The sequence below is a fragment of the Pandoraea pnomenusa genome (assembly GCF_000767615.3).
GTDB classification, from domain to species: domain Bacteria; phylum Pseudomonadota; class Gammaproteobacteria; order Burkholderiales; family Burkholderiaceae; genus Pandoraea; species Pandoraea pnomenusa.
The window spans coordinates 4,873,452-4,900,392 of the sequence record NZ_CP009553.3 but is presented as its reverse complement, the minus strand read 5'-3'; the positions used below and the strand labels follow the sequence as shown (position 1 = coordinate 4,900,392).

28 protein-coding genes and 1 pseudogene are annotated in these 26,941 nt (G+C 64.5%); 23 read left to right on the top strand and 6 right to left on the bottom strand.

The annotated features are described in order from the left end of the window. The first annotated feature begins 96 nt into the window (after positions 1-96). The 3 genes from LV28_RS45965 (at position 97) to ptsP (ending at position 2,749) form a co-directional block, all read left to right on the top strand. Positions 97-510 (top strand): PTS sugar transporter subunit IIA, encoded by a 414-nt coding sequence (locus LV28_RS45965; protein ID WP_023597827.1) that lies wholly within the window; start codon positions 97-99, stop codon positions 508-510. A 3-nt stretch (positions 511-513) separates the two neighbouring features. Continuing rightward, positions 514-783, top strand: a complete 270-nt coding sequence (locus tag LV28_RS45960; RefSeq protein WP_023597826.1) for an HPr family phosphocarrier protein — start codon at positions 514-516, stop codon at positions 781-783. A 229-nt stretch (positions 784-1,012) separates the two neighbouring features. After that, a complete protein-coding gene (ptsP, locus tag LV28_RS45955) occupies positions 1,013-2,749 on the top strand; it encodes a phosphoenolpyruvate--protein phosphotransferase (RefSeq protein ID WP_023597825.1) in 1,737 nt (578 codons plus the stop codon). Between the two features lie 128 nt (positions 2,750-2,877). Here the strand turns inward: ptsP and LV28_RS45950 are convergent, their stop codons facing one another. The 3 genes from LV28_RS45950 to gpmA form a co-directional block, all read right to left on the bottom strand. Further along, positions 2,878-3,630, bottom strand: a complete 753-nt coding sequence (locus LV28_RS45950; RefSeq protein ID WP_023597824.1) for a HesA/MoeB/ThiF family protein — start codon at positions 3,628-3,630, stop codon at positions 2,878-2,880. A 79-nt stretch (positions 3,631-3,709) separates the two neighbouring features. Next, entirely contained in the window at positions 3,710-5,260 is a 1,551-nt protein-coding gene (locus LV28_RS45945) for a S41 family peptidase (RefSeq protein WP_023597823.1), read from the bottom strand. A gap of 386 nt (positions 5,261-5,646) precedes the next feature. Continuing rightward, positions 5,647-6,393, bottom strand: a complete 747-nt coding sequence (gene gpmA / locus LV28_RS45940) for a 2,3-diphosphoglycerate-dependent phosphoglycerate mutase (protein ID WP_023597822.1) — start codon at positions 6,391-6,393, stop codon at positions 5,647-5,649. 231 nt (positions 6,394-6,624) lie between these two features. Here gpmA and LV28_RS45935 point away from each other — a divergent pair, with 231 nt between their 5' ends. The 5 genes from LV28_RS45935 (at position 6,625) to LV28_RS45915 (ending at position 9,612) form a co-directional block, all read left to right on the top strand. Next, on the top strand, positions 6,625-7,032 hold the full coding sequence (locus LV28_RS45935; protein WP_023872955.1) for a rhodanese-like domain-containing protein: 408 nt from the start codon (positions 6,625-6,627) through the stop codon (positions 7,030-7,032). A gap of 17 nt (positions 7,033-7,049) precedes the next feature. Beyond that, positions 7,050-7,310 (top strand): glutaredoxin 3, encoded by a 261-nt coding sequence (gene grxC, locus LV28_RS45930; RefSeq protein ID WP_023597820.1) that lies wholly within the window; start codon positions 7,050-7,052, stop codon positions 7,308-7,310. Positions 7,311-7,378: 68 nt separating this feature from the next. Further along, complete coding sequence (gene secB, locus LV28_RS45925) at positions 7,379-7,885, top strand: protein-export chaperone SecB (RefSeq protein WP_023597819.1); 507 nt, start codon at positions 7,379-7,381, stop codon at positions 7,883-7,885. Positions 7,886-7,948: 63 nt separating this feature from the next. Then, positions 7,949-8,968, top strand: a complete 1,020-nt coding sequence (locus LV28_RS45920; protein WP_023597818.1) for an NAD(P)H-dependent glycerol-3-phosphate dehydrogenase — start codon at positions 7,949-7,951, stop codon at positions 8,966-8,968. A gap of 113 nt (positions 8,969-9,081) precedes the next feature. Then, positions 9,082-9,612 carry an O-acetyl-ADP-ribose deacetylase gene (locus tag LV28_RS45915; protein ID WP_023597817.1) on the top strand — a complete coding sequence of 177 codons (531 nt, stop codon included), beginning with the start codon at positions 9,082-9,084 and terminating at the stop codon, positions 9,610-9,612. Here LV28_RS45915 and trmL read toward each other — a convergent pair. Then, entirely contained in the window at positions 9,594-10,064 is a 471-nt protein-coding gene (gene trmL, locus LV28_RS45910) for a tRNA (uridine(34)/cytosine(34)/5-carboxymethylaminomethyluridine(34)-2'-O)-methyltransferase TrmL (protein ID WP_023597816.1), read from the bottom strand. The genes LV28_RS45915 and trmL overlap by 19 nt on opposite strands. 16 nt (positions 10,065-10,080) lie before the next feature. Then, positions 10,081-10,626: a ComF family protein gene (locus tag LV28_RS49045; protein ID WP_145929420.1), complete on the bottom strand. Its 546-nt coding sequence runs from the start codon at positions 10,624-10,626 to the stop codon at positions 10,081-10,083. Positions 10,627-11,113: 487 nt separating this feature from the next. On the opposite strand from LV28_RS49045, the gene LV28_RS45900 reads away from it, so the two are divergent. From LV28_RS45900 to LV28_RS45855, 9 genes are all read left to right on the top strand, one after another. Then, complete coding sequence (locus tag LV28_RS45900) at positions 11,114-12,034, top strand: methyltransferase domain-containing protein (RefSeq protein WP_023872957.1); 921 nt, start codon at positions 11,114-11,116, stop codon at positions 12,032-12,034. Between the two features lie 329 nt (positions 12,035-12,363). Continuing rightward, complete coding sequence (gene sbnA / locus LV28_RS49180; protein WP_081326966.1) at positions 12,364-14,475, top strand: 2,3-diaminopropionate biosynthesis protein SbnA; 2,112 nt, start codon at positions 12,364-12,366, stop codon at positions 14,473-14,475. After that, positions 14,472-15,941 (top strand): adenylosuccinate synthetase, encoded by a 1,470-nt coding sequence (locus LV28_RS45885; RefSeq protein ID WP_023872960.1) that lies wholly within the window; start codon positions 14,472-14,474, stop codon positions 15,939-15,941. The genes sbnA and LV28_RS45885 overlap by 4 nt, the downstream gene beginning before the upstream one ends. Then, positions 15,934-16,875 carry a diiron oxygenase gene (locus LV28_RS45880; protein ID WP_038619616.1) on the top strand — a complete coding sequence of 314 codons (942 nt, stop codon included), beginning with the start codon at positions 15,934-15,936 and terminating at the stop codon, positions 16,873-16,875. Before LV28_RS45885 ends, LV28_RS45880 begins: the two co-directional genes overlap by 8 nt. A 19-nt stretch (positions 16,876-16,894) precedes the next feature. Then, entirely contained in the window at positions 16,895-17,548 is a 654-nt protein-coding gene (locus LV28_RS45875; protein ID WP_155765764.1) for an ornithine carbamoyltransferase, read from the top strand. After that, positions 17,548-17,940 (top strand): ornithine carbamoyltransferase, encoded by a 393-nt coding sequence (locus LV28_RS45870; RefSeq protein WP_058371706.1) that lies wholly within the window; start codon positions 17,548-17,550, stop codon positions 17,938-17,940. The genes LV28_RS45875 and LV28_RS45870 overlap by 1 nt, the downstream gene beginning before the upstream one ends. Further along, positions 17,937-19,208: a threonine synthase gene (locus tag LV28_RS45865; protein ID WP_081326965.1), complete on the top strand. Its 1,272-nt coding sequence runs from the start codon at positions 17,937-17,939 to the stop codon at positions 19,206-19,208. The genes LV28_RS45870 and LV28_RS45865 overlap by 4 nt, the downstream gene beginning before the upstream one ends. Beyond that, the gene (locus LV28_RS45860) at positions 19,205-20,158 is read left to right on the top strand and encodes an FAD-dependent oxidoreductase (RefSeq protein ID WP_023597809.1); all 954 of its coding nucleotides are present in this window, start codon (positions 19,205-19,207) and stop codon (positions 20,156-20,158) included. The genes LV28_RS45865 and LV28_RS45860 overlap by 4 nt, the downstream gene beginning before the upstream one ends. A gap of 145 nt (positions 20,159-20,303) precedes the next feature. Beyond that, a complete protein-coding gene (locus LV28_RS45855) occupies positions 20,304-20,948 on the top strand; it encodes a flavin reductase family protein (RefSeq protein ID WP_023597808.1) in 645 nt (214 codons plus the stop codon). Here the strand turns inward: LV28_RS45855 and LV28_RS45850 are convergent. Beyond that, positions 20,899-21,891 carry a helix-turn-helix transcriptional regulator gene (locus LV28_RS45850; RefSeq protein ID WP_069106852.1) on the bottom strand — a complete coding sequence of 331 codons (993 nt, stop codon included), beginning with the start codon at positions 21,889-21,891 and terminating at the stop codon, positions 20,899-20,901. The genes LV28_RS45855 and LV28_RS45850 overlap by 50 nt on opposite strands. Positions 21,892-22,501: 610 nt before the next feature. Between LV28_RS45850 and LV28_RS45845 the strand changes: the two genes are divergently transcribed. The 6 genes and pseudogenes from LV28_RS45845 (at position 22,502) to LV28_RS45825 (ending at position 26,923) form a co-directional block, all read left to right on the top strand. Then, on the top strand, positions 22,502-22,975 hold the full coding sequence (locus LV28_RS45845) for a DUF2244 domain-containing protein (RefSeq protein WP_023597806.1): 474 nt from the start codon (positions 22,502-22,504) through the stop codon (positions 22,973-22,975). 43 nt (positions 22,976-23,018) lie between these two features. Continuing rightward, positions 23,019-24,239: pseudogene (gene coxB / locus LV28_RS45840) on the top strand (cytochrome c oxidase subunit II); the annotation flags it as partial. A 46-nt stretch (positions 24,240-24,285) separates the two neighbouring features. Then, entirely contained in the window at positions 24,286-25,878 is a 1,593-nt protein-coding gene (gene ctaD / locus LV28_RS45835) for a cytochrome c oxidase subunit I (RefSeq protein ID WP_025249913.1), read from the top strand. Positions 25,879-25,880: 2 nt separating this feature from the next. Continuing rightward, a complete protein-coding gene (locus tag LV28_RS49175; RefSeq protein ID WP_218026215.1) occupies positions 25,881-26,000 on the top strand; it encodes a cytochrome oxidase small assembly protein in 120 nt (39 codons plus the stop codon). A gap of 88 nt (positions 26,001-26,088) precedes the next feature. Then, entirely contained in the window at positions 26,089-26,706 is a 618-nt protein-coding gene (locus LV28_RS45830) for a cytochrome c oxidase assembly protein (RefSeq protein ID WP_023872967.1), read from the top strand. After that, a complete protein-coding gene (locus tag LV28_RS45825; protein ID WP_023597801.1) occupies positions 26,699-26,923 on the top strand; it encodes a DUF2970 domain-containing protein in 225 nt (74 codons plus the stop codon). The genes LV28_RS45830 and LV28_RS45825 overlap by 8 nt, the downstream gene beginning before the upstream one ends. Positions 26,924-26,941: the final 18 nt, after the last annotated feature.

Below are 26,941 nucleotides of genomic sequence, written 5' to 3'. Positions count from 1 at the left end.
CGCGCCTGCTAGAATAGGAATCCCAAAATCGACAGGCGCGCGTCCGTCGTTGTGTTTGTATCCCGAACACGCGCGGCGCATGGCGTGCCTAGCATCATGGCTGGAATTCTGATCATCGCCCATGCACCGCTCGCCTCCGCGCTGCGCGAGTGTGTTTCGCATATCTACGGGGGCTGCCCGTCGCGCATCGGCGCGATCGACGTCGTTCCCGACCAGGACACGGCGGCGCTCGTCGAAACGGCGCGCGAACGTCTGGTTGACCTGCACGAAGAGAATGGTGTGCTCGTGCTGACCGACTTGTTCGGCGCGACGCCGTCGAACGTGGCGGCGCAACTTGTCGGCCCCAAAGTGCGCGTGCTCGCCGGGGTGAACCTGTCGATGTTGATCAAGGCGGTGTGCTATCGCTCCGTGCCGCTCGACACGTTGGCGGAGAAGGTGCTTTCGGGCGGATCTAAAGGTATTCTGGAAGTCGGCGCGGGTGCGCCGGCCACACACACTACGTCACACTGAAACATGCTTCGACAAGAAACGACGATCGTAAATAAATTGGGCTTGCACGCCCGGGCATCCGCAAAGCTGACGCAACTGGCAGCGAAATTTCAGAGTGAGGTCTGGCTGACCCGGAACGGTCGGCGAATCAACGCAAAGAGCATCATGGGTGTCATGATGCTGGCGGCCGGGATCGGCTCGACGATCGAAGTCGAAACGGAAGGCGAGGACGAGCAGCAGGCCATGGACGAAATCCTGGCGCTCATCGCGAACAAGTTCGGCGAAGGGGAATAACACGCCATTGCGGCGATCGCGGTAAGTCACGGCGCTTTGCAGGCGCGCCGCCGCGCGCGGGGACATGGAAGCACACGTCGCCCCCGTTGCCGCCTACCGGGATACAGGCGCGATCCACGCGCAAAACATGCGCGAGACAGGCGCCGGATATGCCCCCAAAACGCCCCCGAAACGTAAAATAAACACAGAATACGGTCGTATCACCCGCCTCTGAACTGGGGAGACTTCCTTGTCTTTCACCCTGCACGGTATTCCCGTTTCCCGCGGCATCGCCATCGGGCGAGCGTATTTGCTCGCGCCCGCCACGCTCGATGTCCCGCATTATCTGCTCGATCCTTCGCAGATCGACGACGAAATCGCGCGCTTTCACAGCGCTCAGGCGACTGTCCAGCACGAACTCGATACGCTCAAGGCCGAACTGCCCGACGACGCACCCGGCGAGATGGGCGCGTTCCTCGACGTTCACTCGCTGATTCTCAACGACACGCTGCTGGCCGACGCCGTCCTCAAGCTCATTCGTGAACGACGCTACAACGCGGAATGGGCGCTGACGACGCAACTCGAGGTCCTCGTCGCACGCTTCGAGGACATCGACGACGAGTACCTGCGCGAGCGCCGTGCCGACATCGAACAGGTGACGGAACGGGTGCTCAAGGCGCTCGCCGGCGCGCCCGGCATTCGACATGTGGTCGCCGAGACGCCGCGCGACGACATGATCGTCGTGGCCCGCGACATCGCGCCGGCCGACATGCTGCAATTCAAGTCGCAGACCTTCAAGGGCTTTGTCACGGACCTGGGCGGCAAGACGTCGCACACGGCCATCGTCGCCCGCAGTCTTGGTATTCCGGCGGCCGTTGGCGTGGCGCAGGCCAGTCTGCTCGTCAAGCAGGACGACGTGATCATCATCGATGGTGACAACGGCGTCGTCATCGTCGATCCGGCCCCGATCGTGCTCGAAGAGTACAGCTACCGACAGAGCGAACGCGCACTGGAAGAGCGTCGCCTGCAACGGTTGAAGCACTCCCCCGCCCAGACCATCGACGGCACGCCCATTGCCTTGCTGGCCAACATCGAATTGCCCGAAGATGCCAAGACGGCGGTCGAGGCGGGCGCCGTCGGCGTGGGACTGTTCCGCACGGAGTTCCTCTTCATGAACGAGGAAGAAGCGCCGGAGGAGGAAGCGCAGTTCGAAGCGTACAAGCGTGCCGTGGAAGCGATGCATGGGTTGCCGCTCACGATCCGCACCATCGACGTCGGGGCCGACAAACCGCTCGACAGTCACGAGACATACGAGACCGCACCGAACCCGGCGCTTGGCCTGCGGGCCATCCGCTGGAGCCTGTCGGAGCCACGCATGTTCCTCACGCAACTGCGGGCGATCCTGCGGGCCTCGGCATTCGGCAAGGTGCAGATTCTGTTCCCGATGCTCGCGCATGCGCAGGAAATCGATCAAACGCTCGAACTCGTGCGCGAGGCCAAGTCGCAGCTCGACGCCGCCGGCCTGCTCTATGACCCCGGCGTGAAGCTCGGCGCGATGATCGAGGTGCCCGCGGCGGCACTGACCGTGCCGATGTTCCTGAAACGGCTCGATTTCCTGTCCATCGGCACGAACGACCTGATCCAATACACGCTCGCAATCGACCGCGCGGACAACGCCGTGGCGCATCTGTACGACCCGCTGCATCCGGCCGTGCTGCGCCTGATTGCCATGACGATTCGCGAGGCGCACGCATTCGGCGTGCCGGTGGCGGTTTGCGGCGAAATGGCGGGCGATCCGACGGCAACGCGCTTGCTGCTGGGAATGGGATTGCGGGAGTTCTCCATGCATCCGAGCCAGTTGCTTCAGGTCAAGCAGGAGATCCTTCGGGCGCACCTGCCGGATCTGGAACGGCCCGTGCAGGAAATGCTGGCCGCCACCGAACCCGAGGAAATGCAGGCCGCGTTGGCGCGGCTGGCTATCGCCTGACAACGGCGGCCCTGCGTCGAGCGTCGACGGACGCATGAAAAAAGCGGACCCCGGTAAATGGGTGTCCGCTCTTTTTGCGTTCAGTCTCGCGTTTTGGCGCCGGTCCGACACGTGGGCGCCGGGGGCCTTCAGTGACGCTGCGCGCAGACCTTGCATTCCGGATTGCGCGCGCAGTGCATGGTGTGCCAGCTCATCCTTCGTCCGTCGAGCATCTGGAGGCGACCGACCAGTGGCGTGCCGATGCCCGTGATGATCTTGATCGCTTCGGCGGCCTGCATGCTGCCGATGATGCCCACGAGCGGCGCGAGTACGCCCATGGTGGCGCACGCCTGCTCCGGGAACGGCTCGTCAGCGGGAAAGATGCACTCGTAGCAGGGCGATGCGTCATTGCGGACGTCGAATACGCTGATCTGGCCGTCGAAGCGCAACGCGGCGCCCGAAACCAGCGGCACCCCTGCCGCCACGCAGGCGCGGTTCACCGCGTGGCGCGTGGCGAAGTTGTCCGAGCCGTCAAGGACGACGCTGGCCTCGCGGGCCAGCGCCGTGAGCCGCGCTTCGTCAACGCGTTCGTTGACCACATCGACCACGACCCCCGGATTGATCCGAGCGATACGTTCGCGCCCGGAAATCACTTTGGGACGCCCCACACTCTGCGTGTCGTGAAGGATCTGGCGCTGCAGGTTGGTGAGATCGACCTCGTCGTCGTCGATCAAGGTGATGCGTCCGACGCCCGATGCCGCCAGATACAGTGCGGCCGGCGAGCCGAGACCGCCGGCGCCCACGATCACGGCGTGGGCGGCGAGCAAGCGCTCCTGCCCCTCGATACCGAGCTCGTCGAGCAGAATATGGCGGGAGTAGCGCAGCAACTGATCGTCGTTCATTGCAAAACGGGGATACGGAAAAGGAATAAAAAAACCGTGCCGGCTTTCGCTGGCACGGTTTGTAGTGTAAGGCCGAAGCTTACTTCTTGTCCGACGGCTTGGCCGGTGCGGCCGCAGCCGGCTTCGCATCGTTCCTGGCGCCGGCGGCGGAAGGCTTCGAGGCGTCGTTCGGCATCGGACCGGCGTTGGCTTCCAGGCGCGACTTCGTGCGCTGGACCGGCTCGCCCTTGAGCTGGTGGACGGCCTGCTGGAGCATGAAGTCGTCCGGGCTGCCCAGATCCGGCAGGCGCTGCTCGCGTTCCTTCTTGCGCTCTTCCGGCGTCTTCTTCGCGTTCTCTTCCTCGAGGCGGCGGAGCTCTTCGAGGCGACGGGCCTCGCGGGCGTCGATTTCCTTCTGCTCGTCAGGCGTTTGCGTGTTGTGCAGATGGTTCTGGTAATCGATTTCGCGCGTGACCAGCACGTCGTCCGGATCGCCCTTCGGATTCTGGTCGACCGGCACGTCCGGCTTGATGCCGATGGATTGGATCGAGCGACCGCTCGGCGTGTAGTAGTACGCCGTGGTCAGGCGCAGCGCCGTATCCGGCGAGAGCTGCTGCACCGTTTGCACCGAACCCTTGCCGAACGTCGTCTTGCCCATGATGAGCGCGCGCTTCGAATCCTGCAGCGCGCCGGCCACGATTTCCGAGGCCGAGGCGGAGTAGGCGTTCACCAGCACGACCATCGGTACCGTCTTCCAGATCGCGGCTTCACCCTTGAGCGGATCGTCCGGGCTGGCCGACAGGCGGTAGTTGTCGAACGTTGCCGTGTACTTCTGCTTGGCGTCTTCGATCTGACCGTTGGTCGTCACGACCGTGGCGCCTTCCTTCAGGAATGCAGCGGAAACGCCCACTGCGGACTGGAGAATACCGCCACCGTTGTTACGCAGGTCCAGGATGAGGCCCTTGACCGGTTGATCCTTGGCCAGCTCCTGGAGCTTCTTGGCCAGATCCGGCACGGTGCGTTCCTGGAAGCTCGTGATACGCACGTAGGCGATGCCCGAGTCGAGCATCTTGCCCTTTATGCTCTGCACCCGGATTTCGGCGCGAACGATCGTCACGGGGAAGGTGCGCTCTTCCGACTTGCGGAAGATCGTCAGCGTGACCTTGCTGCCGGGGGCGCCGCGCATGCGCTTGACCGCCTGGTCGAGCGTCATGCCGCGCACGGGCTTGTCGTCGATACGGGTGATGAGGTCGCCAGGCTTGAGACCAGCCTTGAACGCCGGGCTGTCCTCGATCGGCGAGATGACCTTCACGAGTCCGTCTTCCTGGGAGATCTCGATGCCCAGGCCCGCGAAGCGGCCGCGGGTCTGTTCCTGCAGTTCCTTGTACTCGTCCTTGTCGAGGTACGACGAGTGCGGGTCGAGGCTCGACACCATGCCCTTGATGGCCGCGGTCAGCAGCTTCTTGTCGTCGACCGGCTGCACGTACTCGCGCTTGATGCGGCCGAACACTTCGGCCAGCAGACGAAGCTGCTCGAGCGGCAGCGGCGTGGTAGCGCTTTGGGCGGAGGCCTGCGAGAACGCGAGGGTGGCCGCCGCACCGGTCGCGAGGCCCAGCACGATCAGGCCGATGTGTTTGAGGGTTTGGCGCATATAGGCGTGGAAATTCCGGGATTTTCGGGGCGCTAGCCAATGGGCGCGCGCGCTTTGGCGAAGTATAACCGTTTGCCCGCAGGCGGGACATTGCCCATTCGACAGGGACTTTTCCGGAGTGGTTCTACGAAAAGTGCCGTTTAAATCGCGCTCGGGACGGTTTTTTTGCCGGATGCCCCCTGGCGGGAGGGGACTTTTGCAGGCAAATCACGCGCCGGATGGGCGGGCATACGTGAGATGGGGTACGCAAAAGACGCCGGGCGTCGATTACCGCGTATTACCGGGCCCGGGGTGAGAGGGCGTTGCACGCCGCAAGGGTGCGACGTGCGACCCGAGGTCTCGGCGCCCGGCCGGATGGACCGGCGGGGTTCCGAGGCGCGAAAGCCTTACTTCGACTTGCCTTGTGCGGCCACGGCGGCCAGCGCGCCGGCGATCTTCTCCTGATCGCCCAGGTAGTAATGGCGGATCGGCTTGAGTTCGGCGTCGAGTTCATACACGAGCGGCGTGCCGTTCGGAATGTTCAGGCCAGCGATGTCGTCATCGGAGATGTTGTCGAGGTGCTTGATGAGGGCGCGAAGCGAATTGCCGTGTGCGGCGATGAGCACCTGCTTGCCGGCGCGCACCGTCGGCGCGATCGATTCGTTCCACAACGGCAGCACACGCGCCACCGTGTCCTTGAGGCACTCGGTCAGCGGAATTTCCTCGGGCTTGAGCTTCGCGTAGCGCGGATCGTTGAACGAGCTGCGCTCGTCGTCGGTGCTCAGCGGCGGCGGCGGGGTGTCGTAGCTGCGGCGCCAGACGTGCACCTGTTCGTCACCGTACTTGGCGGCGGTTTCGGCCTTGTTCAGGCCGGCGAGCGCGCCGTAGTGGCGCTCGTTCAGTCGCCAGCTGTGCACCACGGGGATCCACATGAGGTCCATGGCGTCCTGCACGTGCCAGAGGGTGCGGATCGCACGCTTGAGCACCGACGTGTAGGCGAGGTCGAACTTGAATCCCGCTTGCGCGAGCAACTCGCCGGCCTGGGCGGCTTCGGCAACGCCCTTCTCCGTGAGGTCGACGTCGACCCAGCCGGTGAAGCGATTTTCCTTGTTCCACGTCGATTCGCCGTGGCGGATGAGAACGAGCTTGTACATGAGCAGACTTCAAACAGAGTTGGAAAGCGGGGGCAGCCAAAGGGGGCGTCCGGTCGCTGCTGCCTCGCGCAGCCGCGCCCGGCAAGGGTTTGCGGCTGTCGTCGAGGGACGTCGGGGAGGGCGGCGAACAGGCCGCCGGCGTCCGGCGCAGCGATCGGCAACGAGACCCGTCGGCGCAATCACGGAATATTTTATAATGATCGGATTCTTTTGACCTTTTTCAGGTGGTTTGTGAAGTTCTTTGCCGATTACACCAACCTCGCGCTGATCGCCATCGCGCTCGTCTCCGGCGGCATGCTCGCATGGCCGGTCTTCAAGCGCGGCGGTCGCGGTCTGTCGACCACGGAAGCGACCCAGCTCATTAACCGCAAGGGCGCCGTGGTGCTCGACGTGCGAACCGGCGAGGAATTCGCCGCGGGCCACCTGCCGTCGGCGCGCAACGTGCCGCTCGACGACGTGGAACAAAAGGTCGCACAGGTCATCAAGAACAAGGCGGCGCCGGTGCTTATCGTGTGCAAGAGCGGCCAACGCTCGGCGCGCGCCCAGACGCTGCTTCGCAATCTTGGCTATGCTGAGGCGTTCAGCCTCCAGGGTGGCATTGCCGCCTGGCAGGAAGCCGGCCTGCCGGTCGTGAAGTAATCGAGGAGTTGCAAGTCATGCCGAAGATCGTGATGTACAGCACGCAAGTGTGTCCCTACTGCCAGATGGCGGAACGTCTGCTGCGCCAGCGTGGCGTCCAGGAAATCGAGAAGATCCTGATCGACAAGGAACCCGCCCGCCGCGAGGAAATGATGACGCGCACGGGGCGCCGCACCGTGCCGCAAATCTACATCGACGAACGCCACATTGGCGGTTACGACGATCTTTCGGCGCTGGATCGTGCCGGCGGCCTGGTGCCGCTCTTGCAAGCGGCCTGATACCGCCCGCAAAATAGTCGTTCGGCCGCGTGTCTGCGCGGCCGTCTCATACCCAAGGAAACGAACAAATGTCCGACCAGAATCAGCCGTTTTTCAGCATCCAGCGCGCTTACCTGAAAGATCTGTCGCTCGAGCAGCCGAATTCGCCCGCGATTTTCCTCGAGCAGGAGATGCCGACCGTCGAAGTGCAACTGGATGTCGCGGCGGAGCGTCTGAACGAGCACGTCTTCGAAGTGGCGGTGATCGCCACCGTGACGGCCAAGATCCAGGACAAGGTCGCGTTCCTGGTCGAAGGCAAGCAAGCCGGTATTTTCGAAATCCGCAACGTGCCGGTCGAGCAACTCGACCCGCTTATCGGCATCGCCTGCCCGACGATCGTCTACCCGTACCTGCGCGCGAACGTGGCCGACGCCATCAGCCGAGCCGGTTTCCAGCCGATCCATCTGGCCGAAGTGAACTTCCAGGCGCTCTACGAGCAACGTCTGGCCCAACTGGCCGAGCAGCAGGCGGCCAACGGCGAGACGCCGGCCCCGGGTATCGTGATGCCCGACGGCTCGTCCGCCCAGACCCACTAAGCGCTTGCGCTCCGTCGACGCGTCGGTCCGTCTGCCTCGGACCCGCGCGTCGGGGTCCATCTCATGAAGATTGCCGTATTCGGTGCGGGTGCCTGGGGCACCGCAATGGCGAGTCACATGGCGGCACGCCATGACGTTGTCCTGTGGGCGCGCGACGCGGCGCTGCTCCGGCAACTCGCCAGCGCCCACGAGAATTCCACTTATCTCCCCGGTTGTCCGCTGTCCCCACGCCTGCGATTCGAAGCCGATTTCGCGACGGCGCTGGCCCATGGTACGGGCGAGCGTGCGCTATGCGTGGCCGCTGTCCCGGTGGCCGGCCTGCGCGCGCTGGCGGGGCATATGGCACAGGCCGCCGACGCGCCGAAGCATCTGATCTGGCTGTGCAAGGGCTTCGAGGCCGATTCCGGACTGTTGCCGCACCAGATCGTGGCCGAGGTATTCCCCAAGGTCGCGGGTGGAGCGCTGTCGGGGCCGAGTTTCGCCCGAGAAGTCGCACAGGGCCTTCCGGCGGCGCTGACGATCGCGAGTGCGGTGCCGTCACTGTGCGAACTGACGATCGCCGCGTGTCATTTCGGCGCATTGCGCATCTATTCGAGCGACGACGTGGTCGGCGTGGAAGTGGGCGGCGCCGTCAAGAACGTACTGGCGATCGCCACGGGCGTGAGTGATGGGCTAGGCCTCGGCCTGAACGCGCGCGCCGCCCTGGTCACGCGAGGACTGGCCGAGATGACGCGTCTGGGCGTCGCGCTGGGCGGCAAACCCGAGACGTTCATGGGGCTGGCCGGCATGGGCGATTTGATTCTGACGGCGACCGGCGATCTGTCGCGCAACCGTACCGTGGGACTGCAACTCGCGTCGGGCAAATCGCTCGACGAGGTGCTGGCATCGCTCGGCCATGTGGCGGAAGGCGTACGATGTGCACGTGCGGTGCGCGATCTGGCGCATGCCCACGGCGTTCAGATGCCGATTACCGAAGCCGTGTGCGCGACGTTGTTCGATGGTTTGCCCGCGCGTGCCGCGGTGGAGGCGTTGTTGCGGCGCGACGCCCGCGCCGAGCGCGAGGACGACAGTCACTCAGGCTGACGTTTTCCGCGCCGAATCGCAAGGTTCGCCGGCGGTCCCCATGGATTGTCGGCACTTTGCTTCCCCGGCGACGGCATCCCGTCGCCGACACTCGCTGCAAGGGAGTCCCGCCCATGTCGCAAGTTGTCCATCTTCACGCTTCTCAAGGCGATATCACGCAATCTCCGGTCGACGCTATCGTGAATGCAGCGAACGAATCGCTGCTGGGCGGTGGCGGCGTCGACGGCGCCATTCGCCGTGCTGCCGGACCGGAGCTCGTCGACGCCTGTCGCAAGCTGCATGGCTGTCCGACAGGCCAGGCCAAGCTCACACCGGGATTTCACCTGAAGGCCAGGTACGTGATTCATGCAGTCGGCCCGATCTGGCATGGCGGCGCCAACGACGAGCCCGCGCTGCTCGCGAGTTGCTACCGCGAGAGCCTGCGCCTGGCGTCGGAACACGGATGTCGCAGTGTGGCGTTTCCCGCGATCAGTTGCGGCGTCTTCGGCTACCCCGCCGAGTTGGCGGTGCCTTTGGCGGTATTTACGGTGCGCGACGCGGTGGCACATTTCCCGACGATCCAACACGTGGAGTTCGTTTGCTTCGACAAGGCGATGCTCGCGCTTTATCGGAAGGAACTCGCCAGTCAGGACCCGCCCGCGTAGCCTTGCTGACGCCAGGCTTCGAAGACGACCACGGCCACCGTATTCGACAGGTTGAGGCTGCGATTGCCGGGGCGCATCGGCAGGCGCACGCGCTGCGCGGTCGCAAACGTGTCGAGTAACGCCGGGGCGAGGCCGCGGGTTTCCGAACCAAAAATGAACCAGTCGCCCGGCGCGAACGACAGTTCGCCGAAAGGGCGCGAGCCGCGGGTCGTGAGCGCGAACATGCGCGAGGGGTCGGGGGTTTCGGCGGCCAGAAACGCAGCCCAGTCCTTGTGCACCTTCATTTGCGCATACTCGTGATAGTCCAGGCCTGCGCGGCGCATGCGCGCATCGTCGAGCGGGAAGCCCAGCGGCTCGATCAGATGCAGCCGGGCGCCGGTGTTGGCGCACAGGCGGATCACATTCCCGGTGTTGGGCGGAATTTCGGGGCAGACGAGAACGACGTTGAACATGGTCTTGGGGGCAGGGTTATCGGGAAGGCGGCGTACGCAAGGCGACCGCGGCGAGCACATGCGTGGCACCCGCCAGTTTGAGCGCGGCTGCGGCCGCATCGCAAGTGGCGCCGGTCGTCATTACATCGTCGACCAGCACGACGCGACGTCCGCGAACGAGTGCGCTTGCCGTGAAGGCGTTGCGCAGGTTGCGTTGCCGCGCGTCACGCGTAAGTCGGCGCTGTGCGGTGGTCGTTCGTTCGCGATGCAGCGCACGGGCGCTGGCCGGCAGGCGCGCGCGCCGGGCGGCGACACGTGCGAGCTCCCACGCCTGATTGAAGCCGCGCGCCGCCAGCCGCGACGGTGCCAGCGGCACCGGCACCACCAGCGGAGCCTCGTCCCCAGCCTGCTCGAGAAGGGCGTCGCCGAGACGTTGTCCGAACTCGCGGGCGAACGGCAGGGCGCCATGGTATTTCAGACGAATCATTAGCGTGTCGAGTGGCGCCACGTAGTCCGCGAGGGTGATCGTCGCGTCGAAGGCCGGCCGGTACCGGAGGCATTGTCCGCAGATGACGTTTGGCATGGTGCGACAAATTGTCGCATGTGCGGGCGCGTCGGCGTCCGGATGGGGGTCGCGTGCCGTCGGCAGCGCGACGGCACATCGGGCGCAGCGTTGCGGCGGATCGCTGCGGTGGACGTCGAAGACGTTCGCGCAATCCGCGCAGAGCTGTCGCGCGGCGCGGCGATGGCAGAACGCGCAGTGATCGGGCAGTGCCAAGTGCAGCAGTGTCCCGGCAAACCTGGCAAGCGTCGATAGGGTGGCGCGAACGATGGTCACGGCGATAGCGGGAGTCAGTGGTGTGGCTGGTGTGGCTGGTGTGGCGCGGCGGGGCGCTGTGCGGGAATTGCCGATCGACGCCGGTCGACGGAAGGCCGGACTTCGCCGTGGGCGAGCTTGCACAGGCGCCCACGCCCCGTGGCCGGGTGTGTTCGGCACGACGGGGCGCGGCGGTGCCCAATGCGCTCGGGCAGCAGCGAGTATACTGCCGACTCGCCTTTTCGCCTGTCCCATGAAGCCTTCTGCCGCCCCCCAAAATCCGTCTTCCGCGTTCAGCGCACGCTTCCTGCGCACCGCGTTCGATCGCCGTGCACCGAACTGGTCGGACGCCGATTTCCTCATGCGGGAGGTGGCGTCTCGACTCGCGAGCCGGCTTGACTACATCAAGCTCAACCCCGGGCGCGTGCTCGATGCCGGCTGCGGCACGGGCGGCGATCTGCTGGGTTTCGGCGAGCGCTATCCGGACGCCTATCGCGTGGGACTCGATGCTTCCTTCGCCATGGCGCGATCGGCCGCCGCAGCCGGTGCGGCGACAGGATGGCGGCGTTTGCTGCGCAGCGCGCCTCCGTACGGCGTGGTGCAGGCCGACTTTTCCGCATTGCCGTTCGCGGCGCGCTCGTTCGATCTGGTCTGGTCGAATCTGGCGCTGCACTGGTATCGCGAGCCGCATCGCGTCATTCCGGAATGGCACCGAGTGCTGAGTACCGACGGCTTGCTGATGTTCTCGGCCTACGGTCCCGATACGTTGCGCGAGCTGCGTGCCGCGTGGGCGGAGGTCGACGATCTGCCGCACGCGCTCGAACCGACGGACATGCACGATCTTGGCGACATGATGGTCGCCAGCGGCTTCGATACGCCGGTCACCGACATGGAGCGCCTCACGCTTACATTCGAGTCGCCGGACACGCTGTTGCGCGACGTGCGGCTGCTGGGGGTGAACCCCCGGCCGGAGCGCCGCACGGGCCTTACCGGACGCGGTCGTCTGGCCGCGTTGCGTGCGGCCCTGGATCGCCAGCGTGGCGCCGACGGCACGATCGCGCTGACGTTCGAACTCGTCTATGGTCACGCCTGGAAGATTCCGGAAAAGACGGACGCGGCGGGCAATGCCGTGGTTCGCATTCAGGATATCGGACGCGGCGGCCGACCGCGCTGAACGCGTTTGCGTTCACAACGTTTCCCCCACCAGGTTTCCCCCTTCCATCAAGTTTTCTGCCCGGCGGTGCCGGGCCGGCTAGTTCACCGCATCCTGCGTCCTACACGACCATGCAGGTGGCCGGCGCGCGTCTCGTTCGCTTAAATGACGCTTCACGGCGTGCATGAGCACGGCGCGTTCGGGAGCATCATTCCGCGATGCCGGCGCCATCCGGCTGCGGATTCCCTGCACTCGAATCGCTCGCGTCAGCATGTCATTGCGTCGCCTTCGGGCGCGATTTCGGGAGGTGATCCGTGGGGTATCAGCACGAAACGACGGCGACCGCTGCCATGGGTGCCAGTTCGCGAGACGGACTGACGCTTCACGTGAACGGCGCGTTTCTCCAGCCGTCGCTGCCGGCGTTTGCGAGCATCGACGGATTGTGTCGGGCCACCGTCCATCTCAAGCTAGAGGGCTTGAACGCGGCCGGGTCGATCAAGCTCAAGACGGCGCTGCAACTGATCGAAGAACTGGAGGCGACGGACCGACTTCGCGCCGATACGCAGATCGTCGAATCGTCTTCCGGCAACCTGGGCGTGGCGCTTGCGCTGATCTGCGCCAATCGCGGCTATCGCTTCACTTGCGTGACAGATCCCAATACTTCGCGCCAGGCGACCCGGGCGATGCAGGCCGCGGGCGCCCGGATCGTGCGTGTGGCGCGGCGCGATGCACAGGGCGGCTACCTCGGCACACGTATCGCCTGGATCCGCGAGACCGTGGCGCGCGATGCGCGATGGGTGTGGCTCAACCAATACGCGAATCCGGGAAACTGGCGCGCGCACTACCGGTGGACAGCGCCCGAGATCTTTGCAGCGCTGCCCCGCGTCGATCATCTGTTCGTGGGTGCGGGGACCACCGGCACATTGACGGGGTGCTTGCGATACGTGCGAGAGCATCGTCTGGCCACGCGCGTCGTGGCTGTCGATGCGACCGGTTCTGTCACGTTCGGCGGTTCGCCGGGGCCGCGGCGCATTCCCGGGCTGGGGGCCAGCTGCCGTCCGGCGCTGAGGGAGGGGCCGAATGCCGAACGGCCGGACGCCATCGTCCATGTCGACGAGCCGGACACGCTACGCATGTGCCATGCCCTTGCGCGGCGCGGGTTGCTCGCGGGCGGATCGACCGGCAGCGTGCTGCATGCCGTGCGAATGTCGGCTGCCGATATTGCCGCCGGCGACGCGGTTGTGGCACTCGCGCCCGACATGGGCGACAAGTATCTCGAAACGGTGTACGACCCCGATTGGGCCGCGTCATGCATCGATGGCAATGAAGAGGGACGCCGGGCCCGTGTTCGATCCGGTGGACGTCGCGAGCTCGTCGCTGTCATGAACGCGCTTCCATCCCCGCTTCCATCCCCCCTGCCATCCCCGCCGCCATCGCCTCAATTTCGCGTGTTCACCGGCGAGCAGGTCGACGCTGCCATTCGCGCAGGCATGCCCGACATCCTGGCCGTGGTCGAGGCGGCGTACCGCGCGCACCACGCCGGGCGTACCGTGATTCCGCAAAGCCAGTTTCTCCGTTTCCCGGATGAGCGGTCCAACCGGATCATCGCGCTGCCCGCGCATATTCGCAATGGTGAAGGCGACGGCAAGGGCGTGACGGGAATCAAATGGATATCCAGCTTTCCCGGCAACGTCGAGCGGGGCATGCCGCGCGCGTCGGCGGTGCTCATTCTCAACGACGCGTCGACCGGTTATCCGATGGCTTGCATGGAGGCGAGCATCGTCAGCGCCGCGCGCACCGCGGCGAGCGCGATCAGCGCGCTGCGCCGTCTTGGCGCCAATCGAACGCCGGTCCGCGCTGGCGGTGTGCGCGTAGCACTTATCGGCGCGGGGGTGATTTCGCGCCATGTGGCGCAATGCCTGCCGCTTGGCGCCACGCCGATCGAGCGGGTGATCGTGCACGATCTGCGTCCCGATTCCGCGAAAGCGCTGGCCACGCACGTCGAAACGAAACTCGGCTACCCCGCGCATGGGGAGCCATCGCTCGAACGCGCTGTGCGGCAGGCCGACGTGATTGTGTTCGCGACGACGGCGGCGGCGCCGTATGTCGACGATGTCGCGTGGTTTTCTCACTGCCCGCTCGTGCTTCACCTGTCGTTGCGCGATCTCGCGCCCGAGATCGTACGGGCGTCGTGCAACGTCGTCGACGATATCGATCATTGCCTGCGTGCTCAGACATCGCTGCACCTCGCCGAAATGGCGACCGGCCACCGCCGCTTCGTCACAACATCGCTGCCTCACCTGCTAAGTGGCGGCGAGCCTCCGACGTACGATCGTCCGGTCGTATTTTCCCCGTTCGGTCTCGGCATTCTGGACGTCGCCGTCGGCCACTGGGTCTACGAACGGCTGGCGGCTCGGCAAGCACCTGTCCCCCGTTTCTTCCTTGATATGCAACGCGCATGACCTCCGCAACCTGTAACACTGTCTCCCGCTGTTCCAACCACGCATCCAAGTGCGCAGCAGGCTATGCCGACGTCCTGGTCGGCCTGCAATATGGCGACGAAGGCAAAGCAAAAATCATCGACGCCCTGGCGCCGGACTACGACGTGATCGGCCGCTTCAATGGTGGCGCCAATGCGGGACACACCATCGACACGCCGTTCGGCAAGATTGCCCTGAAGCAATTGCCGTCCGGCGTGTTCCACCCGCATGCCGAGCTCTACATCGGCTCGGGCTGCGCCATCAATCCCTGGAAGCTGGCTGACGAAATCGAGCAGTTGCACGACATGGGGATCTCGCTGGAGGGACGGCTGCACATCAGTGCGAGAGCTGCGCTGGTTCAGCCTCATCACATTGCGCATGACCGTCGCGGCAGCGACACCATCGGCACGACCGGCAACGGTATCGGCCCGTGCTACGCCGATCGCGCCTTGCGCGTGCGCAACGATACGCGCGTCAATCTGATGTTCGGAGATTTGCTAGAACGGGAGGCGCAGACGGTGATGGCCATGCGCCGGGTGCTCACGGGCATGATCAACGCGGAGGGCGGCGCGTGCCCCTGGATGGCGGAGCTGTCGGACTTGTTGTTGAGCCTGCCGAAGGTCGCTCACACCCTGCGTCCCTATCTCGAGCCGGATCGGAGCTGGCTCACCCGTCGCGTGATGGCCGGCGGGCGCGTGTTGTTCGAAGGCGCCCAGTCGGTGTTGCTCGACGTCGTCGACGGCACGCAGCCCTTCGTCACGTCGAGTCACACGGTGCCGGCCTATGCGTATGTGGGCGGCGACCTGCCGCCGAAATTCCACCGCCGAACCATTGGGGTGGCCAAGGCCATCATGTCGCGCGTCGGGCGTGGTCCGTTCCCGTCGGAACTCGGCGGCGAGCGTTCCGCGCAGTATTGCCATGAGGCGTCGCAATCGCGGGTGGGGATCATTGAAGAGGCGCAACGTCATTCTCCCGACATGCTGTTGCGGTCCCAGGATCCGCTTGATGTCGGCACTGCGCTTCGCATGCTCACTGGCGAATATGGCACGGGCACGGGGCGGCCACGCCGTATCGGCATCCTGGATCTCGCCGCGCTGAACGACGTCGTCAGGATGCACGCCGTCGACTGTGTCTACCTCAACAAGGTGGACTGTCTGACGCACTATTTTCAGTCGACCTACCAAGGTGTGCCCGTCAGGGTGCAACGCGACGCCCTGTCCGGCGGTGGGGCGTCCGAACTGAAGATCTACACGGGGTTGACGGAAAGCGCCATCGCGCGCAGCAGAAACGGAACACTGGACACTGCCATGCGTGGCTTCATCGAGTTCGTCGAACGACATATCGGTGCGCCGCTGGCGGGTATCGGCCTCGGTCCCGAGCGCGCCGGTCTGGTGTCCCTTGCGTCGCATCCGCCAACACCAGCTCCAGTGGGGGAGGCGCATGGCTGATCCATCATCGATCGACGCCCCCGGATGCCGCCCCGAGCTGCGACCGTGGCGCGAGGTCGCGGCCGTCACGCGCTGCGCAACGGAGACGCCGTTCCCCGCGCTTCGGCCTGACGATCTGCTGTTCAACGTGTCGCTCATGCCGTATGCCATGCATCCGCTGGTGTGCGCGCGGGGACAAGCAACGCGACAACATCTGAGTGCGTTGCGTCTGGCCGATTATCTGAACCGGACGGAGCGCGTCGAGCTGCATATCGTCAATCGCGCCGTTGAACAAATGCTCGACATCCCGGGCATCCGGTCGGTGACCCGCGACGATCTCCTCGCCATCTATACAGATGAGGGATTTCATACGTGGATGATGGAGCGCTTTCGCCGCCATTGCCATGTGGCCACCGGATATGCGCTGACGCAATGTTCGTCGCTCAGCGTCACGCGGGTGATGGCGTTGTGCGAAGGCGCCCCCTTACCCTCTCGGGCGACGGCCGTCGTGGCAGCGGCGGCGATCACCGAGACGCTGATTACCGGCACGCTGCGTGAGGCGGGCGCAGGCGACAGCGTCTACGCGCCGGTGCGCACGTTGCTGGCCGAACATGGCGCGGACGAGATGCGACATCAAGCGGCCTTCGTGCGCTTCGTCGGCGAGTGGGTGCCCCTGCTGTCGCCGGATGAGCGCGCTTTTCTCGACGCGATCGTGCCGGAGTTGATGATGGCCTTTCTCGCGCCCGAGCTTCCCACGTGGCACGCGCATCTGTGTGCCGTGGGAGTGACGTCGCGCGATGCGGATCGGATTCTCCGGGACAGCGTCGATCCGCTGCAGGTCGGCGTGCAGATGATGGAGGCGGCATTGGTGCCGAGGCGCCTGTTCGAGCGGCTCGGCATGTCGTGCACGCAGCGGTTTGCGCATCGCGTGGGTCGCTGGCGGCCCCCCGAATGATGAGGATGAGGAGGCACCTGTGACTTGCCATTGGCTGGCGCCCGACATGACCATGCGCGCGGCGGACTATTGCGCGTTGCTTGAAGCCGCGCTTTCGTTCAAGCGACGCTATCCGATTCACACGGAAGCGGTGTTGCATGGCCGTACGATCTACTTCCTCTTCCACAACGCGTCGTTGCGTACGCGAAGCAGCTTCCAGACCGGGTTGTCGCGAATGGGTGGGCACGCGGTGGTGCTCGATCCGCGTCACGGCATCTATACGCCGGCGCTTCCGGACGCCGAAATTCCCTACGCGACGGAGCGCATCGCCGACGTCGCCCGAGTCCTCTCGTCGTACGGCGATGCCATCGCGATTCGCATGTACGGCGAGCCCGCAGGATGGGTATACGGCGCGGCGCATCGTCATCTCGAGGCGTTCGCGCAGTGGAGCGACGTGCCGCTCATCAATATGGAATGCGATCGATTTCATCCATGTCAGGCGCTGGCGGATGTGATGACGATGCGCGAAGCGCTGGGCGAACTCCCGGGCCGACGGCTATGCATTAGTTGGGCGTACTCGGGAAGCTGGCACAAGCCGGTGGCGGTGCCGCAGAGTTTGTTGCTCGCAGCGGTCAAAACGGGGATGGATGTGACGCTGGCGCACCCCCCGCTTTCGCGCTCGATCCTCACGTGATGCAGGCGGCGGCGCAGATTGCCGGGCAGACCGGCGCATCCGTTCGCGTCACGCACGAATTGCCGGCCGGCGTGGACGGTGCGCATGTCGTCTACGCGAAGTCGTGGTGCAGTCTTGCGCATCTCCCGAAGCGACCTGGGGAATCCGTCGATGAAGCCGCGATGCGCGATGTCTTCGAGCGCCACCGCGACTGGCGCATCGATGCGCGGGTGATGCAGGGCGCGGCGCCGAGTGCGGGCTACATGCATTGCCTGCCGGCTGACCGCGGGCAGGAAGTCTCGGAAGACGTGATCGATGGGCCCTCGTCCTGGGTCTTCGCGCAGGCGGCGAATCGGCTGCACGCGCAGAACGCCGTGATGGCCCATTTGCTTAACCCGGGGTGTCTGGCATGACTTGCGCGTTTTCCTACCACTATGTCTGTGTGCGATGCGCGACGCCGCAACCGTGGGATGGCATTCGGTATCGTTGTCATGTGTGCGGCCAGAACCTGCGGGTCGAACGCAAAGCCGACAGCCATTCGCCCGCCGCGGCGGATCTTGTCCGTGCGTTCCGTGGCCAGGGCATGTGGCGCTACGCGGCCCTCTTGCCTGTCGAAGCCCGCTGGCGCAGCCGGTTGGCCGTTGGCGGAACGCCGCTGGTCGACTGCGGTGTCGAGCGCGGCGCGCACCTTTGGGTCAAGGACGAAGCGCGCAACCCGAGCGGTTCGCTCAAGGACCGGGCGACGGAGCTGGTGCTCGCCGCAGCGAGACGATCGGGATGCACGCGAGTCGTCACGGCGTCGACCGGCAACGCCGGTGCATCGCTCGCTTGCATCGCAGCGTCGCATGCCATGGGTGCGACCGTATTGGTGCCCGCCACGGCGCCGTCGGCGAAACTGGCGCAGATCCGCGCATATGGCGCGACGGTTCGATTGGTGGAGGGCGGGTATGACACCGCGTTCGATATTGCGGAGCGGATGGCCGACGACGCGCGGGTCTGCTGCCGAAACACCGGCGTCAATCCGTTCACTCGAGAGGGAAAGAAGACGTGTGCATTCGAAATTGCGGAGTCGCTCGATTGGCAAGTACCGGATTGGGTAATCGTCCCGACGGGAGACGGTAACCTGCTATCCGGGATCGCAACGGGATTCTTCGATCTGTTCTCCCTTGGCATCACGTCGTCCGTCCCCCGATTGCTCGCCGCGCAAGCCGAGTGCTCGAACAGCATTGCGCGAGACTGGCGGGTGCACGGGAGACACCGCGACATCGACCTGCCGGACGCGCCGGTTGCGGTGCATCCCGATTCGGTGGCCGACAGCCTCTGTGTCGAGCGTCCGCGCGATCACTTCGCTGCATTGAGCGCATTGCGGGCGACGCGTGGCGATTGCGTTGTGATCAGCGACGCACAGATCATGACGGCCTCGCGCGCCCTCGCGCAGCAGTTTGGCCTCTGGTTCGAGCCATCTTCGGCGGCAGGCTACGCCGCGCTGCGCGATTGTCTGGCAAGCGGGCTGATCGCACCGGGAGCGCGCGTGGTGGTGCTCGGCACGGGCAGCGGGCTCAAATCCGCACAGGCGTCGGAACACGCGCCATTGGATGGCGCCCCCGACATCCTGGATGTCGGGCCACACCATACGCAAGACAACCGGCGGCTCGCCGGGAAGGCGGATGCGCGACCATGACGCGTCGTCGACAGGTCGTCGTGCTCGGCGCAGGCGTCAGCGGACTGACCAGTGCCGTAGCGCTTTGCCTGGCAGGATGTGATGTCGAGGTGCATGCCGCCGAGGGGCCGTCGCAGACGACCTCGGCACTTGCCGCCGCGATCTGGCATCCGTTCTATCAGGCGCCGGACTTTGTTTATCTGGCTCGCGCCGGAAAAACCTACGCAACGATGGCCCGGCTCGCTGAGGATGCGTCATCGGGTATCCGCATGCGAGCGTTGACCGAGTACTTTCGTCACGACGCGGGAGCGCCATGGTGGGCCGAATGCGCTCGCCGCCTCAGCCGGGTCGCACCGCACAACGTTCCCGAAGGATTTGCATGTGCATACCGGATGGACGTGCCCGTTGCCGACGCCGCCGTTTATCTGCGCTATCTCATGAATACCTTTCTCGACGCCGGCGGCCGGTGCGTGCTGACACGGGTCGACGACCCCATACCTCTGCTCGATCAGGCGGATTGGGTGGTGAATTGCTGTGGTTACGGCAGCCGACGTTTCGGCGACGACGACCTAGCGTTGTCGCGAGCCGTGGTGCTGCGCGCGGCGAGTGACCCGTGCGTGAAGGGCTGCTTCATCGACGATTCCGACCCGGTCGCACCATCCTATATCGTCGATCGCGGGCATGACGTCATTCTCGGTGGAACGGCCGACGCGGAACTCACATCGACGCTCGTTGGCAACGCGCGAATCGACGACATTGTCGAGCGTTGCTCGCGGTTGTGCGAGGGGGTGGCGCGACTTCGCGTCATCGAAGCGCGGGTCGGTTTCCGGCCCGTGCGGCGGACGGTGCGCGTGGCGCGCGACTCGCGGCATGCGAGGTTGCTCCACAACTACGGACACGGCGGCGGTGGATTCACGTTGTCATGGGGATGCGCCGACGATGTCGTGCGCATGGTCGAGGAGGATGGTTGACGGATTCACGTCGCTCAAACCCGTGCTCCTGACGGCCCGGACACATCCGACACCTCAGACAGCGCAGATGTCTCGTTCACCACGAGCGTGCGAGCGCAGCAATCGTCCCTATCAATCGGCGCGATGCGCCAACCGGAGCGGCGACATGGAATTGGACCCAACTACCCTCGACGAGTCGAGTATCTACAACTTCATGATGAGCACGATCCTGCCGCGCCCCATTGCGTGGGTGAGTACGGTCGACGCCGAAGGGCGTCTGAATCTTGCGCCGTACGCATACTTCATGGGGGTGTGCTGTGTGCCGATGACCGTGTTGTTCTGCCCGGTGGTGCCGCCCCCGCCGAAGCGAAAGAAAGACACGCTCCGCAACATCGAGGCCGTGCCGGAGTTCGTTGTGAACGTGGCCAGCGCGTCGAATATCGACGCCGTGAATCTCTCCGCCGCGCCGTTGCCCCCGGGGGAGTCGGAGTTCGATCTGGCCGGTGTGACACCCGTCGCGTCGTCGCGCGTCCGGCCGCCGCGTGTTCGGGAGGCGGCCGTTGCATATGAGTGCCGGGTGCGCGACGTGATCGAAATCAGCGCGTCGCCCGGCGGCGGGTGGGTCGTACTCGGGACCGTGCTGGCGGCGCACGTCGATGCTGCACTGCTCGATCCGGTCTCGCATCAAGTCGATCTTGCCGGGCTTCGCCCGATCGGACGGTTGGGCGGAGGATCGTTCGTGAATGCCGCAAGCGACACGTTCACGTTGACGCGGTACAGGACGCTCGCGGATCTGGCCACCCGAAAGTGACAAGCGACAGCGGGGGAGCGAGCGCCTGGACTTGCATGGACGGTGCCTCGGGCGGTGCGGCGGATGGCGCGCATGGCGAAGACCGCGAATGTGGCGAGGAAGACGAAGAGGGCGAAGAGGGCGAAGAGGGCGAAGAGGGCGAGGGCGGCGAGGAGCGGCCCGGATCGTGTGACGACACGGTGGCCGGCCCGTCATCGAGCAGGCCGTAATCGCTGGCGAGCCTTGCCGCCCGATGTCGGCTCGAGACGTTGAATTTGCGCATGACACTGCGCAAATGGAAAACGACGCCGTGTTCGGAAATGGTGAGGATGCGCCCGATTTCCCACGACGTCTTGCCGCGTGCGACCCATTGCAGGCATTCGCGCTCCCGCGGCGTTAGAACCGGTGCATGCGCGCGCAGGGCGTCGCGTTGCACGATGCGCCAGACAGCTTCGTGCACGTGCATGGCCAGCATGGCACCCGCATGCAACACCCAGGCGTGGGGGCCGCTTGCACGAAGGCGTCGCGCCGGCGCATGAGGCGACGACAGACTCAACGTGCCGGATGCCCCGGAAGGGGTAAACACGGGGTACGTGATTCCAGCGCGCAAACCCGCGGCGCGCTGCTCTCGCAGCAGCTCACGCGCCTGAGGCGAGACATAGAGCGCGGGCGTCCATTCCACGGGCGTGAGTTGACGAGCGGCGAGCGCAAGCACCGGGTCGACCGCGGCGTATCGCCGCCGCTCGTATTGTGCCTCCCACGTTCGGGGCAGATTGCCGAGTCGTGGCAAGGCCACGCCATCGCCCGGCAATGGGAAATGGCCGCGATAGCTGAAGTAGCGTTGCCTGAGCGCGCGACACAGCGGCACCAGCGCGGCGCGTACGCCATCGACGTCGCTGGCCGCGTGCAGTGCGCTCAGATGGTCGGTGAACGAACGGGGTGTGGTGCAGCGCGTGGCACGCATGGCATGGCGATGTAGGGACGATGTTCGCTTGTAGCATGCGGATAAGGGATGCGCGTACGGCGTGTCGCCGCAGGTCGCGACATTGGGGGCGCATGGCGTCGACGGCTCACCGCCAGCAGGCGCGACATAACGTCGCATGTGAAATCGGGCGCAGCGTCTACTGTTGATGGATATCGGACGAATCCCGCATTGCAGCGACGCCGGCTCGACGGCATCGCGTCTCGCGCATTTATGCAAGGCGTGAATGCCGGAACGGGGGACACCGGCGATTACCGGTCGTCATGCGTGACTGTGGGCGCGCATCGCGGTGGACCGAAGGGTATTCAGGACACCGCAACGAGTGATTCCGTGCTGCATTGTGTCAAACGCGGGGCGCATAGGGAGTATCCCGTAGATGCGTGGCAGCGATGTTTTTCTGCTAGGGGAATTACCGGATTTCCCTTTTGCATCAATGAGTTCAGGAGAATGCTATGGCGCGCCAAATACTCGGTATCAATGTTGTCGCTTCGAGAAGGCGCGTTCTATAATGCGGCAGTTTGTCGCGGCCCGGACGCAGTTGGTTCCCGGCCGTCGGACATGAAAGACCCAAAATGCCCCACGGGTGACGGCGATGCTCGCAGCCTCTTCTTCCGACGCCGGATCGGTGACGAAGGAATGGACGCACAAGCGCAACTGCGCGATATCGCCGCGCCAGTTTGTCCTGTTCTACCTGTCGTTGGCCGCCGTGTCGCTGGGTGTTGCCTTGATTGCGGCGTGGCGCGGTGGGTGGTTGGTCTTGCCGTTCACAGGCCTGGACTTGCTCGTGGTGGGCGTTGCGTTCGTCATTCATGCCCGGCATGCCACAGATTACGAGGTCATTCGGTTGTCGCCCATGAGCCTTGTGGTCGAGCAACGTTCAGCACAGAGGTTGACGCAGTACGAGTTCAATCCCCGCTGGGTACGCATCGACGTCGAGACACCGCCGCGCACGCGCATCGTATTGCGCTCGGGCGGCCGCTCGATCACCGTCGGCGCCTATCTTGCGCCGCATCGCCGCGAAACGTTTGCGCGCGAGCTGCGCCGTTGTCTTGCCCAACAGGCCTGAGAGAGATGGAGACGATCTCGGGCGACCGCCAGGGAGGATTTGGATGGTAATTTTGGGTAAGGAAGCTATGAAAACAACGAAACACGCCTTGGCGGCTTTCCTTGCGGGCGCCTCACTGCTCGCCGGCGCTCCCTCACTGGCGCTGGCGGCGGTCACGGATATGCCGGGGGGGCCGGCCGTCAACGAACTCAACTTCCAGCCGCCGGTCACGAAACTCGCGGAAGAGCTTCACAGCCTCCACACCATGATGCTGATCATCTGCCTGGTGATCTTCATCGGCGTGTTCGGCGTGATGTTCTACTCGATCTTCAAGCACCGCAAATCCAAGGGCCATCAACCCGCGAATTTCCATGAAAGCACCACGGTCGAGGTGATCTGGACGGTCGTGCCGTTCATCATCGTGATTCTCATGGCGCTGCCCGCCACGAAGACCGTGGTGGCAATGAAGGACACCTCCAATGCCGATCTGACGATCAAGGTCACCGGTTATCAGTGGAAATGGGGCTACGACTACCTGAAGGGCGAAGGCGAGGGCATCAAGTTCCTCTCCACGCTCGCCACGCCGCGCAGCCAGATCGACGGCCAGGAAGCGAAGGGCAACACGTACCTTCAGGAGGTCGACAACCCGCTCGTGGTGCCGGTCAACAAGAAGGTGCGCCTGATCACCACCGCCAATGACGTGATCCACTCGTTCTACGTGCCGGCGTTCGGCATCAAGCAGGACGCGATTCCGGGCTTCGTGCGCGATACGTGGTTCAAGGCCGAGAAGGTCGGTGAGTACCGTGGCTTCTGCACCGAGTTGTGCGGCAAGGAGCATGCGTTCATGCCGGTCGTGGTGAAGGTCGTCTCGGAAGAGGATTACAACAAGTGGGTCGACACGCAGAAAAAGCAGATGGCCGCTTCCGCAGACGACCCGAACAAGACATACACCGTGCAGGAACTGATGGAGCGCGGTCAGAAGGTCTACGCCGCGAACTGCGCCGTGTGCCACCAGCCGAATGGCAAGGGGGGCGGCGCGTTCCCTGCGCTCGACGGATCGAAGATCGCGACGGGTCCGGTGGCCGACCACATCAGCATCGTGCTGCACGGCAAGAACGCGATGCCCAACTGGTCGCATCTGAACGATGTGGAGCTTGCGTCCGTCATCACGTTCGAGCGCAACTCGTGGAGCAACAAGACCGGCGACGTGGTTCAGCCGGCGCAGGTGCGCGATGCGCGCGGCAACAAGTCGGCGAATGCCGCAGGGGCCGCCGCAGACGCAGCGAAGAACAGTTAAGTCGTTCGACCAGTTCGAAGCAAGGAGATTGGGTATGAGTTCCATCGCTCACGATCACGTGGCGGGTCACGACGATCACGCGCACGACCATCCGCACGGATGGCGTCGCTGGCTGTTCGCGACGAATCACAAGGACATCGGCACGATGTACATGATCTTCTCGTTCGTCATGCTGCTCTCGGGCGGTGTGATGGCGCTGATGATCCGTGCGGAATTGTTCGAGCCGGGCCTGCAGTTCATTCGTCCGGAGTTCTTCAACCAGCTCACCACCATGCACGGGCTGGTGATGATTTTCGGTGCAATCATGCCGGCGTTCGTAGGCTTCGCGAACTGGATGATTCCGCTGCAGATCGGTGCGTCCGACATGGCGTTCGCGCGCATGAACAACTTCAGCTTCTGGCTGCTGCCGGTCGGCGGCCTGCTGCTGATCTCGTCGTTCCTCGTGCCGGGCGGCGCCACGGCGGCCGGCTGGACGATGTATGCGCCGCTGTCGGTGCAGATGGGCCCGGGACAGGATCTGGCGATCTTCGGCGCGCACATTCTGGGTGCCTCGTCGATCATGGGCGCGATCAACATCATCGTGACCATTCTGAACATGCGCGCGCCGGGCATGACGCTCATGAAGATGCCGATGTTCGTGTGGACGTGGCTGATCACCGCCTATCTGCTCATCGCCGTGATGCCGGTGCTCGCGGGCGCCATCACGATGCTGCTCACGGACCGTCACTTCGGCACGTCGTTCTTCAACGCGGCAGGCGGGGGCGACCCGGTGATGTACCAGCACATCTTCTGGTTCTTCGGACACCCGGAGGTGTACATCATGATTCTGCCGGCGTTCGGGATCGTGTCGCAGGTGATCCCGGCGTTCTCGCGCAAGCCGCTGTTCGGCTATAGCTCGATGGTGTACGCCACGGCGTCGATCGCGATCCTGTCGTTCATGGTGTGGGCGCACCACATGTTCGTGACGGGCATGCCGGTCACGGGGCAGCTCTTCTTCATGTACGCCACGATGCTGATCTCGGTGCCGACCGGCGTGAAGGTGTTCAACTGGGTTGCCACGATGTGGAAGGGCTCGCTCACGTTCGAGACCCCGATGCTCTTCGCCGTCGGCTTCCTGTTCGTGTTCACGATGGGTGGCTTCACCGGCCTGATGCTCTCGCTGGCGCCGCTCGACATTCAGATGCACGGCACTTACTACGTGGTGGCGCACTTCCACTACGTACTGGTGGCCGGTTCACTCTTCGCGTTGTTCTCGGGGTTCTACTACTGGGTGCCGAAGTGGACAGGTCACATGTACAACGAGTGGCGTGGCAAGTTCCACTTCTGGGGCTCGCTGATCACGTTCAACGTGACGTTCTTCCCGATGCACTTCCTGGGACTCGCCGGCATGCCGCGTCGCTATGCCGACTACCCGGCACAGTTCACCGACTTCAATCAGATCGCCACGATCGGTGCGTTCGGTTTCGGCCTGATGCAGGTGTACTTCCTGTTCTTCGTTGCGCTGCCGACATGGCGTGGCGGCCCCGCCGCCGAAGCCAAGCCGTGGGACGGTGCGGAGGGACTTGAGTGGACCGTGCCGAGCCCGGCGCCGTTCCACACGTTCGAGACCCCGCCGAAGGTGCATTGAACATGACGGCAAGTCGCGAACAGCGAACGAAGAACCTGCGCACCGGGCTGATTCTCGCCTCGGTTGTGCTGGTCTTCTTCTTCGGTGTGATGATCAAGACCAAGCTGATGGGCGGTATCTGATCCCTGCGTCCCGCCCGGGCGGGACACAGGGTGGCCCCGGCGGTCGCGGCAGCAACGAGGTGTCTTCACGGCGGTCTTCAAGGCGGATATGGGCGGTTTGCGACGAATCAATGTGCGTACCTTCAGCAAGTTGCTGCTGCTGGTCGCGGTGATGTTCGGTTTCGGCTACGCGATGGTGCCGTTCTACCGGGCGTTCTGCGATCTCGTCGGTATCAACCAGTTGGGCGATCGCGCCACGGAGATTACCGCCCGTAATACGCAGGTGGACAAGAGCCGTACGATCACGGTCGAGTTCGATGCCAACGCGCAGGGACCTTTGCGGTTCAAGCCGGCGAAGAGCAGCCTGACGGTACATCCGGGCGAGATCGCGACCATCGAGTACGAAGTGGCGAACCAGCAGCAGCACGAGGTGCGTGCCCAGGCGATCCCGAGCTACGCCCCCGCGCAGGCCGCGAGCTACTTCAAGAAGATCGAGTGCTTCTGCTTCACGCAGCAAACGCTCAAGGCCGGTGAGGCCAAGGAATTTCCGGTGGTGTTCGTGGTGGACACGAAGCTGCCCAAGGATGTGAACACGATCACGTTGTCCTATACTTTTTTCGATCTCGGCAAGAACGATGCCAGCCAGCGCGCGGACGTTTCGACGAGCGCGCCGGCGGGTGGGGTCAACGCAGGAGCGACAGGAGGAGGCAAGGGCGGCAATGGATGACCTGAAGGAGGCGACCCGGCGCAAGCTGTCTTTCGTCCAGACCGTCAAGGCGGTGTTCTGGTCGTTTTTCGGTGTGCGCAAGGGGCGCGATCATGACCGCGACATGGCGCAGCTCAACCCTGTGCATCTGATCGCGGCGGGACTGATCGGGGGCATCCTGTTCGTCGTGGCGCTGGTGATGCTGGCGAAGCTCGCCATCCGGCTCGCGACGTCGTAATCGGCATAGACAAAGAGA